At 49.7% G+C, this 14,316-nt stretch carries 10 protein-coding genes; 3 read left to right on the top strand and 7 right to left on the bottom strand.

Features of this window, described 5'->3' with window-relative positions:
* Positions 1-34 precede the first annotated feature (34 nt).
* From ACTJJJ_RS30455 to rpsU, 3 genes are all read right to left on the bottom strand, one after another.
* Positions 35-2,617 (bottom strand): phosphoenolpyruvate carboxylase, encoded by a 2,583-nt coding sequence (locus tag ACTJJJ_RS30455; RefSeq protein ID WP_188939125.1) that lies wholly within the window; start codon positions 2,615-2,617, stop codon positions 35-37.
* A gap of 66 nt (positions 2,618-2,683) precedes the next feature.
* Positions 2,684-3,556, bottom strand: a complete 873-nt coding sequence (locus ACTJJJ_RS30450; RefSeq protein ID WP_188939126.1) for a tyrosine-type recombinase/integrase — start codon at positions 3,554-3,556, stop codon at positions 2,684-2,686.
* A 107-nt stretch (positions 3,557-3,663) separates the two neighbouring features.
* Entirely contained in the window at positions 3,664-3,858 is a 195-nt protein-coding gene (gene rpsU / locus ACTJJJ_RS30445; RefSeq protein ID WP_090154901.1) for a 30S ribosomal protein S21, read from the bottom strand.
* Positions 3,859-4,015: 157 nt separating this feature from the next.
* Here rpsU and ACTJJJ_RS30440 point away from each other — a divergent pair, with 157 nt between their 5' ends.
* From ACTJJJ_RS30440 to ACTJJJ_RS30430, 3 genes are all read left to right on the top strand, one after another.
* Positions 4,016-4,951, top strand: a complete 936-nt coding sequence (locus tag ACTJJJ_RS30440) for a Ppx/GppA phosphatase family protein (RefSeq protein WP_188939127.1) — start codon at positions 4,016-4,018, stop codon at positions 4,949-4,951.
* Between the two features lie 63 nt (positions 4,952-5,014).
* On the top strand, positions 5,015-7,585 hold the full coding sequence (locus ACTJJJ_RS30435) for a zinc-dependent metalloprotease (RefSeq protein ID WP_440703786.1): 2,571 nt from the start codon (positions 5,015-5,017) through the stop codon (positions 7,583-7,585).
* Between the two features lie 60 nt (positions 7,586-7,645).
* Complete coding sequence (locus ACTJJJ_RS30430) at positions 7,646-8,320, top strand: peptidoglycan DD-metalloendopeptidase family protein (protein WP_440703785.1); 675 nt, start codon at positions 7,646-7,648, stop codon at positions 8,318-8,320.
* Here ACTJJJ_RS30430 and ACTJJJ_RS30425 read toward each other — a convergent pair.
* From ACTJJJ_RS30425 to ACTJJJ_RS30410, 4 genes are all read right to left on the bottom strand, one after another.
* The gene (locus ACTJJJ_RS30425; RefSeq protein ID WP_440703784.1) at positions 8,317-9,555 is read right to left on the bottom strand and encodes an MFS transporter; all 1,239 of its coding nucleotides are present in this window, start codon (positions 9,553-9,555) and stop codon (positions 8,317-8,319) included. The two genes, ACTJJJ_RS30430 and ACTJJJ_RS30425, sit on opposite strands and share 4 nt — an antisense overlap.
* 107 nt (positions 9,556-9,662) lie before the next feature.
* Positions 9,663-10,415: an SDR family NAD(P)-dependent oxidoreductase gene (locus ACTJJJ_RS30420; protein ID WP_440703783.1), complete on the bottom strand. Its 753-nt coding sequence runs from the start codon at positions 10,413-10,415 to the stop codon at positions 9,663-9,665.
* 23 nt (positions 10,416-10,438) lie between these two features.
* Positions 10,439-12,142, bottom strand: a complete 1,704-nt coding sequence (locus tag ACTJJJ_RS30415; RefSeq protein ID WP_188939131.1) for a S41 family peptidase — start codon at positions 12,140-12,142, stop codon at positions 10,439-10,441.
* A gap of 126 nt (positions 12,143-12,268) precedes the next feature.
* A complete protein-coding gene (locus ACTJJJ_RS30410) occupies positions 12,269-14,218 on the bottom strand; it encodes an acetoacetate--CoA ligase (protein ID WP_440703782.1) in 1,950 nt (649 codons plus the stop codon).
* Positions 14,219-14,316 lie beyond the last annotated feature (98 nt).

The raw sequence follows: 14,316 nt of genomic DNA, 5'->3' as shown, positions 1-14,316 counted from the left end.
TCTCCTACCGGCACCTTCTCACAAAAATTTACTGCTAAGCCGAGTTCCGTGCCGCATTGATAATCCCGAACATCGCCCGAATAATGAGCTGATTATAGGTCTCCACATCAACCGGCAGTTCCTTCGGATCGCCTGCGAGCATTTGCAATGCATATTGCTGGATGGTGATCAACGGCAATACGATACGCTCGCGGGTTTTAATGGAAACTTTGGTGACGTTGTTGCTATCGAGCAGCTCCTTCTGGCCCGATACATCAAGCAAAAGCTCGCGTGTAAGCAAGAATTCGTTATACATTTTATCCCAGAACTCACGGTAATCCTCATCGTCGCGAAGGTACTTGGTGGCCGGGAAGAATGCTTTGGAGAGCGACTGCATTGAGTTTTCGATCAACGTCCGAAAGAAAAGCGATTTCTGATAAAGCTTTTTGATATCATCGACTTTGTTCTCCTTCGCCAGTTCCTTGATCGCGGTACCGAAACCGTAAAATCCGGGCACATTCTGTTTCATCTGCGCCCATGAACCTACGAACGGGATTGCCCGCAAATCTTCGAATTTCAGGCCTTCGTCGTCGTTGCCGCGTTTGGTCGGACGGCTACCGATGTTGGTTTGTCCGTAAAAACGCAATGGCGTCTTTTTGTCGAGGTACTTGACAAACATCGGGTGGTTTTTCAAGTCCAGATAGGAATTGTAGGCAATTTCAGCCATTTCCTCGATCAGATCTTTGTCTGCATCCGTCAGTTCATCTTCGCGGTGACCTTTGAAAAGGTGGTTTTCAAGGCCGGCGGTGAACAGCCTTTCCAGGTTATACATGGCCGTCGTAACGGTGCCATAATTGGAACTGATGGTCTGTCCCTGAACCGTAAGCTGGATTTCCTTATCCTCGATATCCTTGCCCAGTGATGAATAAAAGTTGTGGTTGTTGCCGCCCCCACGTGCCGGAGGTCCCCCGCGGCCGTCGAAGAATGTGACTTTAATGCCAAATTCACGCGAAACCTTGGTCAGCTCTTCCTTCGCGCGGTAGATCGACCAGTTGGCTCGCAGATAGCCGCCGTCTTTGGTGCCATCCGAAAAGCCCACCATGATCGTCTGGTGATTCTCGCGGTTGCTCAGGTGGTTGCGGTAGTAATCGTTTTCATATAGCGAGCGCATAATGTCCGGTGCATTGGCCAGGTCATCTACCGTTTCAAAAAGCGGTACTACGTCGAGCGCCAGCTTGCCCTGTTCGTCTGCAATCAGGTTTTTGGCCAACGCTACCACCTGCATTACATTCAGTGCGGAAGTATTGTTGCTGATTACATACCGGTGCGCGCCTTTTTCACCATTCTTCTCCTGGATCGTCTTGATCGCCCGGATCGAACCAAGGATGTCCTTAGTAAGCTCATCCTCATAGTCTTCATCCCGAAGCGGTATATTCAGGGAAAGCAGCAGGTCGATCTTCTTGGCCTCATCCCAACTCTCGTAATCGCTGTATTTCAGCAGCGGAATCTTCCTTTCCAGTCTTTTCAGAATATCCTCCCAGGCCTTGCCATGCTTGCGGCTATCCTGACGGACGTCGAGGCTTGCGAAGAAAAAACCGAATAGATTGAGTTTTAAAATAAAGTTATCAAGCAACTCCACGAACAACCCCTGATGCTTGTTCACCAGCACTTCGCGCGCTTTGAGCAACTCGTCGATCAGCTCCTGCGCATTTTCGTATCCTTCTTCAAACGGCCCGAAAATGGTGCTGTTCATCTTTTTCTCCGCCAGCGAAACCGCTTCGTCGACTCCTTTAAACGTCAGGCGGCGTTTTAATTGGCGGATATCCCGATAGTAGCCACGCAACAGCGTCTCGCGCAGGCGGTCGGCGACTTTGAGTGTGATTTCGGGGTTCACAAACGGGTTCCCGTCGCGGTCCCCGCCCGGCCAGAAGCCCAGACGGAACACATTCGGGTAAGGCCAGTCGTGAACGCTCATTCCCAGGCCATTAATGAGTTTTTCAAGAATGGACGGAATGGCATCATAATATACATTTTCGAGGAACCAGCACAGGCTCACCGCCTCATCGAAGGGTGTGGGTTTTTCATGGTTAATGAAAGCCGTTTTCCCAAGCTGCAACAGCAACTGGTTTACCTCTGTAAAGTCGTTTGCCTTGATTGCATCTTCCAGATCGTTGATAATGCCCAACACTTTGCCGGAATAAAACTGGGTCGGGTGGGCAGTCAGCACGATGCGCACGCTGAAATCTTCCAGCTTTGCGAGCAATTTCTTTTTCAGTTCGTCATTTTCCAGCCGTTCGGTCAGGTAGGTCACCGAGCCTTTGCCGGTCAGGTCGTGCGTTTCGTCAAAAGCAGCATCTTCCACTGAGTCGAAAAGCACCACCTGGCGTTCGATATATTGGATGAATGCAAAAAGCAAGTCCGCGCGTTCCTTGGGAGTAGCTGTTTCCAGGAGCTCTGAAAAAAAATGCTCGATGATTTCTTTGGGAGATTTGCCTTCCTGAAAGCCTACCTCGCTTTGCTGGGTCAGTATCGGAAGCAGAGAGCCAGTTTGGAAGATACCGCGATACGGTAAACTCAGAAACAGGCTATTAAAAATATTATACTTCGTTACAACTGCGTCCTGGAAACTATTATTCATAATGGAGTGACGAAATTATATTTTGAAATTTGCACTGAAGGCAAATATAACCTTAAAAAATGGGTTTCAGGCTTTGGGGTGCGCTTGTTGATGCGTTTTTTTAAGCTTTTCGATGGAGTTATGGGTGTAAATTTGCGTGGCGGCCAGGTTGGCGTGTCCCAGTAATTCCTTGATCGCATTCAGATCGGCGCCGCGGTTGAGCAAATGCGTGGCATAGGTGTGCCGGAGCACGTGCGGGCTCTTTTGCGACAGCGTCGTAACGGCGGAAAGGTATTGCTTCACTTTCCGCTGTACAAAAACCGGGTAAATAGCTTTATTTGAATCAGTCAACAGCAGAATGTCAGTATTTTCCTCCGGCGCACGCTGTTCTGAATATTTTTGAAGCAATTGTGCCAAAGAGGTGGAGACAGGCACTATCCGCTCTTTCGACCGTTTCCCGAAAACACGGATCGTGCGGGCGGGCAAGTTAAGGTCTTTTAATTCCAACTCCACGAGCTCCGAAAGCCGGATACCGCTGCCATACAGCAGTTCCATAATTACCCTGTCGCGCAGTCCTTCGAAATCGTCCGAAAATGTGCCTTCTTCAAAAAGCATTTCCATGGATTTCTCTTCTACAAATGCGGGCAGTTTTTTGCGGGTTTTCAAAGCCGACAGGATTTTCGTCGGATCACTATCAATGTGTTTTTTCTTCCTTAAATAACCAAAGAACGTCCGGAGCGTCGCAATTTTCCGGTTAATCGACGATGGGTTGAGTCCTTCTTCCATCATACTCACTACCCACGACCGGAGCATCGGCGCTTTGGCTGTTTCGGGCTCGGCGCAATCGTATTGGAAAAGAAGGTATTTCTGAAACTGTTCGAGATCAGTCTGATACGATTTGATCGTATGCGCACTCGAGCGCTTTTCGAATTGGAGGAATTCCAAAAATGGCGTTATCATACTCCGAACATACGAAAAGGAGCCATCTTATTCAAGATAGCTCCTTTTCGTATGATGTGGATACAATAATCCTATAGAAGTCTTTCAGAGAACCATTCCACCAGGAACTAGTCTTCTAAATGACCGTATGTTTTCTCTTTGTAAACTGCACGCAAAACTTCGAAACGACGCTTTACAGATGGCTTTTCAAAAGCTGTACGCGCACGAAGCTGGCGCATTGTACCAGTTCTTTCAAATTTCTTCTTGTAACGCTTAAGAGCGCGGTCAATCGATTCGTTGTCTTTGATGTTAATAATAAGCATGCTTATAATTTCTAATGTTCTTTGAATTGGTTTCTGAAATCGGACTGCAAAGAAAAACTATATCCGACAGAAAATCAAGAAATAACTCGTTAAAATTCGTTTATTTTTGTATCCATTGCATTGAAATGAAAGTCATTAACAGATTAAACAGCCCGATATGAGTTCGAGACTGGGAATAATTGATTTAGGTACCAACACTTTTCACCTGCTGATCGCGGAGCCCAACGGTGCTCATTTCAAGACCGTTTTCCACGAAAGCAGGCCTGCCAGGATCGGCCTGGGAGGTATCAACAAGCGCATTATCACCCCCGAAGCGCAGGATCGTGCGCTGGCCGTTCTCTCCTATTTCCGCGAGAAACTCGACTCCTTTGAAGTAATGCCCGAAAAGACTTTCGCGTTCGGCACCAGCGCGGTCCGCAATGCAGAAAACCGGCAAGCATTCTGTTCGGAAATTTTTGAAAAAACAAATATTGAAGTCACGATCATCGATGGTAACCGCGAGGCAGAATATATTTACCACGGTGTGCGCCACGGTGCCGACATTGGCGAGGGGCCTTCACTGATCATGGACATCGGAGGTGGCAGCGTCGAATTTATCATTGGCAACCGCTCGCAGATATTCTGGAAACAGAGCTTCGAAATCGGCGGGCAGCGACTCATGGAAAAATTCATGCGGAACGACCCGCTTTCCCAAGCCGACCGCCGGAGCCTGTACAATCATTTTGACGAAAACCTCATTCCCCTCGCGAATGCGGTCCACCAATATGCCCCCGAAAAGCTGGTAGGCTCGTCGGGAACGTTTGATACCCTTGTCGATATCGACTTTCACCACCGCACGGGCGACTGGCCACCGGCATCGGAAACCGATTTCAATATCCCCCTGGAAGAATTTTACCGCGCCTATGCCCTCATCCTATCCGGCAACCACGACGAACGCATGGCGATCCCCGGTATGATCGAGCTGCGTGTGGATATGATCGTAGTGGCCGTCTGCCTGATCGACTACGTGCTCAAAACACATGGCATCGGGCAAATCCAGGTTTCGAAGTATGCCCTCAAAGAAGGCGTCCTCGCCGAATTGATGGCACGCTGACCACCCAACAACTCATTTAATTACACCTTTATACTTTATCCCAAAACCAACTCTATGAGATTAATGCGTTACCTTCTCCTCGCGACGCTGGCATTCGTGTATATGCACGACGCCCACGCGCAACGAAAGAAAAAGAAAGACAAACAAGAAGATGTCAAGATCGACAAGGCCGTCGACGCGGTGGCATCTGCGGTAAAAGACAAGCTGAAAGACGACAAAAAGAAAGGCCCGAAGGCATTCAAAGATCTGATCGATAGTACCAATGCAATCAGCCAGAAAGGCATGATTTCCGTTCATAAGATGGAAGACAAATGGTATTTCGAAATCGCCGATTCACTTCTGAACCGCGATATTATGGCTGTTACCCGATATTCCAAAACCGCGGCAGGCGGAGGAATCTTCGGCGGTGAGGAAGTGAACCGCCAGATGATCCGTTGGGAAAGGGGAATGGATAATAACCTTCTGCTGCGCTCTGTGACGATCGTTGTGACCAGCCCCGACAGCACCAAACCTATTTTCCAGGCCGTCAAAAACTCCAATTCCGACCCTATTATCGGTGTTTTTGATATTAAAGCCGTGAAAAAAGACCCCGAGAAATCCTCGGTGATCGATGTTACCGAGTTTTTCAACTCCGATAACCAGGTATTCTCGTTAAGTTCCGTCAGCAAACAATTGCTGAAACTTGCAGCGTTCAAAAAAGAAGCCTCCTTTATTTCCAAAATCTGTACTTACCCGATTAATACCGAAATCCGGACGATCAAGACGTTCAATGTGACGCCCCAGGTGCTGACACCCACACCGGTCCCTTCGGTCGGTCAGTACCTCCCTTCCGGCCTGGATGCCGGGGTTGTAACATTTGAAATGAACTCCTCACTGATCCTGCTGCCGAAGTCGCCGATGAAAAAACGCATTTTCGATAGTCGGGTTGGTTATTTTGCTAATCAATATGCCACTTTCAGCGAGGAATCGCAGCGTTCCGACACGGAGGTTTTTGCCGTAAGATGGCGCCTCGAACCAAAAAATGCCGAAGACGCCCGCAAACAAAAAAACGGCGAACTGATCGAACCTAAAAAACCGATCGTTTATTACATTGACCCGGCGACACCCGAGAAATGGCGCAAATACCTCAAAGCCGGTGTCGACGACTGGCAGGTTGCATTTGAAAAAGCGGGCTGGAAAAACGCCATTCGTGGCGAGTATTGGCCTGAAAGCGACACCACAATGAGCCTCGAAGATGCCCGCTACTCGGTAATCCGCTATTTCGCGGCCGATATACAGAATGCTTACGGGCCTAATGTGCACGACCCGCGCAGTGGCGAGATCCTCGAAAGCCACATTGGCTGGTACCATAACGTAATGCGCCTGCTACGCAACTGGTATATTATCCAGGCCGCGGCCGTAGACCCCAAAGCCCGTACCAAGAAATTTGATGATGAATTGATGGGCCAGCTCGTTCGTTTTGTATCGTCGCACGAGATTGGGCATACGCTTGGCTTGCGCCACAACATGGGCGCCAGCTCGGCTACACCAGTTGAAAAGCTACGCGACAAGGCTTGGGTTGAAGAACACGGCCATACCTCCTCCATTATGGATTATGCGCGTTTCAATTACGTGGCACAGCCGGAAGACGGTATTACCAACCTCTTCCCACGCATCGGCGACTACGACAAATGGGCCATTCAATGGGGTTACAGCAACTTCCCGGACGCCAAAGATGCCCAATCCGAAAAGCTGGCGCTGAATACCCTGACCAAAGCGGCTTACCAGGACAACCGCCTGCATTTTGGAACGGAAATCAGCCCGTACGACCCACGCTACCAGACCGAAGATTTGAGTGACAATGCCATGAAAGCTTCGGAATATGGCATCAAAAACCTGAAACGCATTATCCCGAACCTGATCGAATGGAGCAAGGAAGACGGCGAAAGCTATAAAGAACTGGATGAAATTTATGGCAATGTGGTAACGCAATACCGTCGCTACCTGGGCCACGTGATCAAAAATGTAGGCGGTATTTACGACACACCGACTACCTACGATATGGAAGGCCCGACTTTCACGACCGTTCCCAAAGCCACGCAAAAAGAAGCGATCGACTTTTTGAATGCGCAGCTTTTCAAGACGCCAACCTGGCTTCTGGACCAGAATATCCTGAACAAAACGAAGCCTGAAACCGGTATGGAGGCAGTGAAAGCATTGCAGGAATATGCATTAACAGCCCTTTTCGCTGGCGACCGCGCGGTACGACTGATGGAAACAGGTATTTCTGCCAAAAATTACACGCTCGACGATCTTTTTACCGATCTGGAAGCGGGAATATGGTCGGAAGCCAAAACCGGCAAGCCGATTGACCTTTACCGCAGGAATCTTCAAAAAGTGTATGCCGAAAAGCTGGTTTCCTTACTGAAACCGGGCCGGGCTAATGTCCAGTCCATTCCGGTAGGCATTACCTACGGCTTCTCGACCCGCTCGGTAGAACTTGAAAAAACCGACTTACCGTCTATTGCCCGCGCGCATTTGGAGCAATTGAAAACCACTGTAAATGCGGCCATCGCGAAAAGCACCGACAAGAATACGCGGTACCATTTGCAGGATGTGTCCCAGAGAATCAAGCAGGCGCTCGATCCTAAATAATGCATAATGAATCAGGCAGGTCATAACGGCTTGCCTGATTTGTTTTCTAACCTTTGAAAAATGGCTGAACTCACCGAATTGCTTCGCCAACACCCCGCATTCTCTGCTATTGTGCAGAACGGCAAACCGTATTGCAAGCTGGATTTTACGGCTGGCAATGCAGATTTGCTAACGCGTGACCTGTCGGAAACGCGTGATTTCTCCGATTATGTTTTTCACGAGCTTTTAGCGGGCAATGCTTATAATGGCATCGGCGGCTACGGCGAAAACCGTGTCATTTACCGGCATCGGAAACACTTCACAGCCGACAGCGAAAAGCCCCGCAGCATTCACCTGGGCGTCGATATCTGGACGGATGCAGGCACGCCGCTTTACGCGCCACTGGATGCGACGGTGCACAGCTTTGCTTTCAACAACCATTATGGAGATTATGGCCCTACCATTATCCTTGCACACGAACTGGACGGAATCCCGTTTTTCACGCTTTACGGGCATTTATCGCTAAACTCACTGGAAGGTTTGTTCGAAGGCAAAACGATTAAAGCCGGCGAAGACCTCGCCGCCATCGGCCCCTACCCTGAAAATGGCGACTGGCCGCCGCATCTACATTTCCAGATTATTCGGAACATGGGAGATTACAAGGGCGACTTCCCCGGCGTCTGCCATGCTGCGGATCGGGACTATTATTTGGATTTATGTCCTGATCCTGCGTTGATTTTGAGGATTAGTGATTAATGTTTCTTCTCCAAATTCGGCAAGAACCCGGTCAACAAACCAATCAGCGGCAAAAACGAGCAGATCCAGAAAACATATTCAATACTGGTCTTATCAGCTACCGTACCAAGAATGGCCGAACCGATGCCGGCGATGCCGAATGCAAAACCGAAGAACAAGCCGGCGATCATTCCTACTTTGCCGGGAATCAATTCCTGCGCGTACACAAGGATTGCCGAGAATGCGGAAGATAAGATCAGACCGATAATGCAGCTTAATACACCCGTCCAGAACAGGTCGACGTAAGGCAACAGCAACGCAAATGGCGCCGCGCCAAGAATAGATATCCAGATCACATACTTACGACCGATCCGGTCGCCTACCGGCCCGCCAATGAATGTCCCTGCCGCTACCGCAAACAGAAAAGCAAACAAGTAAATCTGCGAGCTCTGAATGGACACGCCGAATTTGTCGATCAGGTAAAAGGTGAAGTAGCTCGAAATGCTAGCCATATAAATGTATTTCGAGAAGATCAGCAGGAGCAGAATACCTATCGAAACTACCACTTTGGATTTCGACAAAGTGGTTTCCTGCTTTACTGCGCCGGTCGCTTTTTTGACAACCGTGGTCAGATTTTGCTTGTACCAGCCGCCTACCCACGAAAGGATAACAATAGCCAGCAACGCCACCAGCGAAAACCAGATCACCTGGAAGCGGCCATAAGGCAGCAATATCAGTGCCGCCAGCAATGGCCCAAGCGAGCTGCCCGCATTACCCCCCACCTGAAAAAGCGATTGCGCCATCCCGTGCTTGCCCCCGGATGCCATGCGCGCCACACGCGAAGCTTCGGGGTGGAATACCGCCGATCCAATCCCGATAAGACCTACGGAAAGCAATACAATATGAAAGCTATTTGCCATTGAAAGCGATACGAGCCCCAGCAAAGTAAAACACATGCCGACTGCCAATGCATAAGGCTGAGGCCTTTTGTCCGTATATGAGCCTACAAGCGGCTGAAATACAGACGCACTCACCTGGAATGTAAATGTAATGAGCCCGATCTGTGAAAAACTCAAATGAAACGACTCCTTCACCATCGGATAAATCGACGGAATGAGGGATTGCATTGTGTCGTTCAGCAAGTGAGAGAAACTTAGCGCCAGAAGAATTGGAAATACTGTCTGGGAAGCGGAAACTGCTGTTGTGTCCACGGCGGCCGTAGATTCAGCGGAAGAATTCTGGTCGAAACTTTTCATAGGCATTCAAAATGTCCCCGACTTGTTGTTTATACAAGTCGGGGCTAAAAAAGAATGATAAAGGTATCGATTCCCGGCCGAACTATGGCCAGAAACCAAATAAAATTCTATTTACGATGGATCACGGTGGCTGCCGACTGGGCTCCGGCCAGGATGGTAATATCCGCAATCGTAACGCGGTCAGGCGCATTGACGGCGTACAGGATCGCATCGGCGATGTCACCGGGTTGCAACGGATCGAAACCCTGGTACACCTTTTCGGCCCTATCTTCATCACCTTTAAAGCGGACAAGCGAAAATTCAGTCTCGACGGCGCCCGGCGCCACATTGGTTGTCTTGATGCCGTGCTGTGTGAGTTCAAGGCGCATTCCCTCGCTGATGACCTCCACGGCGGCCTTTGAAGCGCAGTAGACCGCGCCATTCGGGTAGGTTTGCTTCCCGGCAATGGAGCTGATGTTTACAATATGCCCTTTGCCGCGTTCGAGGAGCAGTGGAATAATGGCTTTCGAAACGTAGAGAAGCCCCTTTACATTGCCATCGATCATCGCGTCCCAGTCGTCGGTATCGCCTTCATCGAGCGTGCCGAGGCCGTGGGCATTGCCTGCATTGTTGACCAGGATGTCGATGTTTTTCCACTCGTCGGGCAACGAACCTACTGCTGCCAGCACTCCGCCCTTGTCACGAACGTCAAACAAGAGTGTGGTCACCTTTACTTTTGAAGCCAGTTCAAGGGCAACTTCGTCGAGACGCTCCTGGCGGCGGCCGCACAAAATAAGGTCTATTCCAGCCCCGGCAAATGCTTCTGCCGTGGCCTTGCCGATACCGGATGTAGCTCCGGTAATAAATGCAATACGGGACATTGAGTGAATGGTGTGGAGTGAATTTACTTTTTGTTTTTAGGAATATTCAGGCTGCTGAACTCCCCTTTTTCCAGCTGTGCCGCCTGATTGAAAAGTTGTACCGCCTGTTGATAAACATTATCGCCCGGGTTTAGAACCTGAAATACCTCGTTGTTCAGACCGCTCTTTTGCTTTCTTCCCCACACATAGCGACCGATAATCGCCTTGGTTTGCGAGGTAATGAGCGATTTGGAAAGGTTCAGTTCTTTTTCATTCGGTTTGATACCCGCCTTCGAAGCGTCTTTCACCAACTCGGCCAGCATTACATCCGACACCTGGAAGGATTTCAGGAATTCCTTGAACGGCTGCTTTTCAAGTTTTTTCTGGTTTTCGTTGGCATAGCGCAGCGCATATTCACGAATAATGTTTTTGGAATACAACTCAAACAGGTATTTGCTGTTCATCAAAGTATCTTTTGCAACAAAAATATCCGGGGTAATACCGCCTCCACCGTACACGACGCGGCCGCCGTCGGTTTTATAAATCTTGGTTTTATCAAATTTGATGCTGTCGGCATTGAAAAGCTCCCCGCTTTCGTAACGGTGCGTCAGGTCCTGGCTGTAATCTTCTCCCTTACCCATTTCATAGGGCTTCTGAATGCTCCGGCCACTTGGCGTATAGTAGCGCGAAATGGTCAGGCGCAGCTCGGAGCCGTCAGACAGTTTGATCGGCATTTGTACCAGGCCTTTCCCATATGACCTGCGTCCGACAACCAATGCACGATCGTGATCCTGTAAGGCGCCGGCGAGAATTTCGGAGGCTGATGCACTGCCTTCGTCAACGAGCACGATCAGTGGTCCTTGTTCAAAAAGACCGTCTACATGCGAGCGGGTTTTACGATCGAACCGGCTGTCTTTACCTTCCGTATAAACTAGCAACTTATCACCGGCGATAAATTCGTCGGCCATACTCGTGGCGCGCTCCATGTAGCCGCCGGGATTGCCGCGAAGGTCAAGGATGAGGTTTTTCAATCCACTGGCCTTCAATGTTTTTAATGCAGATTTGAATTCGTCGAATGTGGTTTCCGAGAAACGGCTTACTTTAATGTAGCCAATTTCCTGGTCCACCATGTAGGATGCATCCACCGAATAAGTCGGAATACGGTCGCGCACCACCGCAAAATTCATTTTGTCCTTCAACCCGACCCGTTCGATCGCCAGATCGACTTTCGTTCCTCTCTTACCACGCAATAGCTTGTAAACCTGCGCATTGGTAACTCCGGGGCCCGACAAGTTTTCTTTATTAACAGAAATAATGCGGTCGCCACTCTGAATACCAGCGGCCTCGGAAGGCCCGCCGCTCAATGGCGTTACCACATAAACCGTATCGTTATAAATATTAAATTCAACGCCAATGCCGTCGAAACCGGATTCCAGCTGCGACCGTGCCGCCGTAGCCTCCTCGGCATTGAAATAAGCCGTGTGCGGGTCGAGTTTTTCGAGCATTTTGGAGATCGAGAAATCGACCAGCTCGTCGGTATTTACTGAATCCACGTAGTTATTTTCCACCAGCATCAGTACTTCCCTGAACTTGCCATAGCCCTTTGCAACGTCCGAAAGCTTCTTGCCACCGCTGAAAAATGTACTCCCGAGCAGCACTCCTGCCGCCAGCGTGATGGCAATGATGATAGGCAAACGAACTACGGATTTCGAGTTCTGGATGGGGGGTTGGGGGCTATGTGAATTCATACCTGTAAAAATTAGGAGTATGGGCTGGCGTCGCGGGAATTGGATATTTCCCCAACGTGAATTAAACAATTTTGGTTGCCTAATGCAAATGAATGCAGGGCGTTAACATACCAACAGCACGTATTTCTAGATAAATGCTTTAAGTGATTCGGGATTGCGCATCGTATCGATATTAATGCACTTCGCCGGATCCTGCCCCATGAGTATCCGTTTCATAGGCGCCTCCATCTTTTTGCCATTGATCGTATAAGGGATATCGCCCACCTGCTCAATGGTATCCGGCACGTGGCGCGGGCTGTATTGGGTCCGCAGTGTGTCCCTGATCTGCTTTTTCAACTCATCGGTCAATTCCTTGTCTTTTGCCAGGACGACAAAAAGCGAGATTGTACCCTCACCGTTCGATTTTTCGAGGTAAACGGCCAGGCTGTCCTTCACATCCGGAATGCTTTCGACTGCCCGGTAAATTTCCGCGGTCCCGATGCGGACGCCACCGCGGTTCAAAGTGGCATCGGAGCGGCCGTAAATAATCACCGATTTCCGGTCCGTAATCTTGATCCAGTCGCCATGTCGCCATACGTGCGGGTACATTTCGAAATAGCTGGAAATGTATTTTTCGTCGTGTTCGTCATTCCAGAAATAGATTGGCATCGACGGCATGGGCTGCGTAATAACCATTTCACCCAGCTCATTCAACACCGGTTTCCCGTCCTCGTCAAAAGCTTCTATTCTCGCCCCCAGCATCCTGCACTGGATCTCTCCTGCGTACACAGGCAGGAGCGGGCACCCCCCTACAAACGCGCTGCACACGTCCGTGCCCCCGCTCAGGGAGATCAGCCAAACGTCCTTTTTGACTTGTTTGTAAATCCATTCAAATGCTTCCGGTGGCAGCGGCGAGCCCGTAGAACCAATCGTTTCGAGGTGGCTCAGCCGCTCAGAAGTAATGCTGACGCCGCTTTTCATGGAAGCAATAAAGAATGCTGCCCCGCTGCCGAAATGTGTGATGCGCGCCTTTTCGGCCAGTGTCCAGAGCACTTGCGACGACGGATAGGCCGGGGCACCGTCGTACATCACCAATGTGGCTCCACAAAGCAAAGAGCTCATGGCGTAGTTCCACATCATCCAGCCGGTGGTGGAATACCAGAAATACCGGTCTCCCGGCTTTACATTCTGATGCAGCATTAGCGCTTTCATATGCTCGATCAGGCAGCCGCCGACGCTATGAGTAATGGCTTTGGGTTTGGCCGTCGTACCGGAAGAGTAAAGAATCCAGATCGGGTGATCGAACGGTACCGGTTCGAAATCTATACCGAAGTTTTCAAAATGCAGAATGTCATCCCAGGCGGTGAAGCGGTCTGGACGCGTTTCTGAAAATATATTATCGATCAGCACCGTGTCTTTCACGCTGGGCAATGCCGCGGAGAGCTCGCCGGCGAAGGCGGTAATGTCATAGCTTTTGCCGTTATAAGCGTAGCCGTCCACAGTAAACAAAACCTTCGGCTCGATCTGTAAGAAGCGCTCGGTAATGGCCGGTTTTCCAAAGTCGGGCGAGCACGACGACCACACTGCCCCTACCGCATTCGTCGCCAGAAACGCGACTACCGCCTGCGGAATATTGGGCAGTACCGCCGCCACGCGGTCTCCCGGCTTCACACCGCGTTGTTTCAGCCAGGTGGATACGGCTGCCACCTGCGTTTCGAGCGTTTCCCAGGATATTTCAATGAGTTCCGATTTTTCCGACTGGAAGAGGATCGCCGGACGGTCTTTTGTTTTATTCCTGAAAATATGTTCGGCATAATTCAGCTTCGAGCGCGTGAACCAGCGCGTCCCGATCAGGCCATTCAATGGCTTTTGCAGCACTTCCAGGTACAGATCGTGCGATTTGACATTGAAGTAATTCCAAAGACTTTCCCAGAAATCTTCCAGGTCGGTCACCGACCACTCCCAAAGATCGTGATAGGAACGGAAATAGAGGCCCTTTTTGACAAAAAGCCAGTCCATATACTTTTTCAGATTGGACTGCTCCAACAGGGTCCTTCCCGGTCTCCACAAAGGTTGCGCCTGTGCGTCAGCTGACATAATACAATTGTTAATGAAGGTTTAGTTAGGTAAAAATCGCTGTTTTTGCGGCATTTTCTCCAATAGTACTTATAAACGTTTGCATATCATTTCTGACA

Origin of the sequence: Dyadobacter sp. 22481 (assembly GCF_052044875.1) — a bacterium.
GTDB classification, from domain to species: domain Bacteria; phylum Bacteroidota; class Bacteroidia; order Cytophagales; family Spirosomataceae; genus Dyadobacter; species Dyadobacter endophyticus.
Note: the sequence above shows the minus strand (reverse complement) of the source record. Positions and strands in the feature narration are given on the sequence as shown.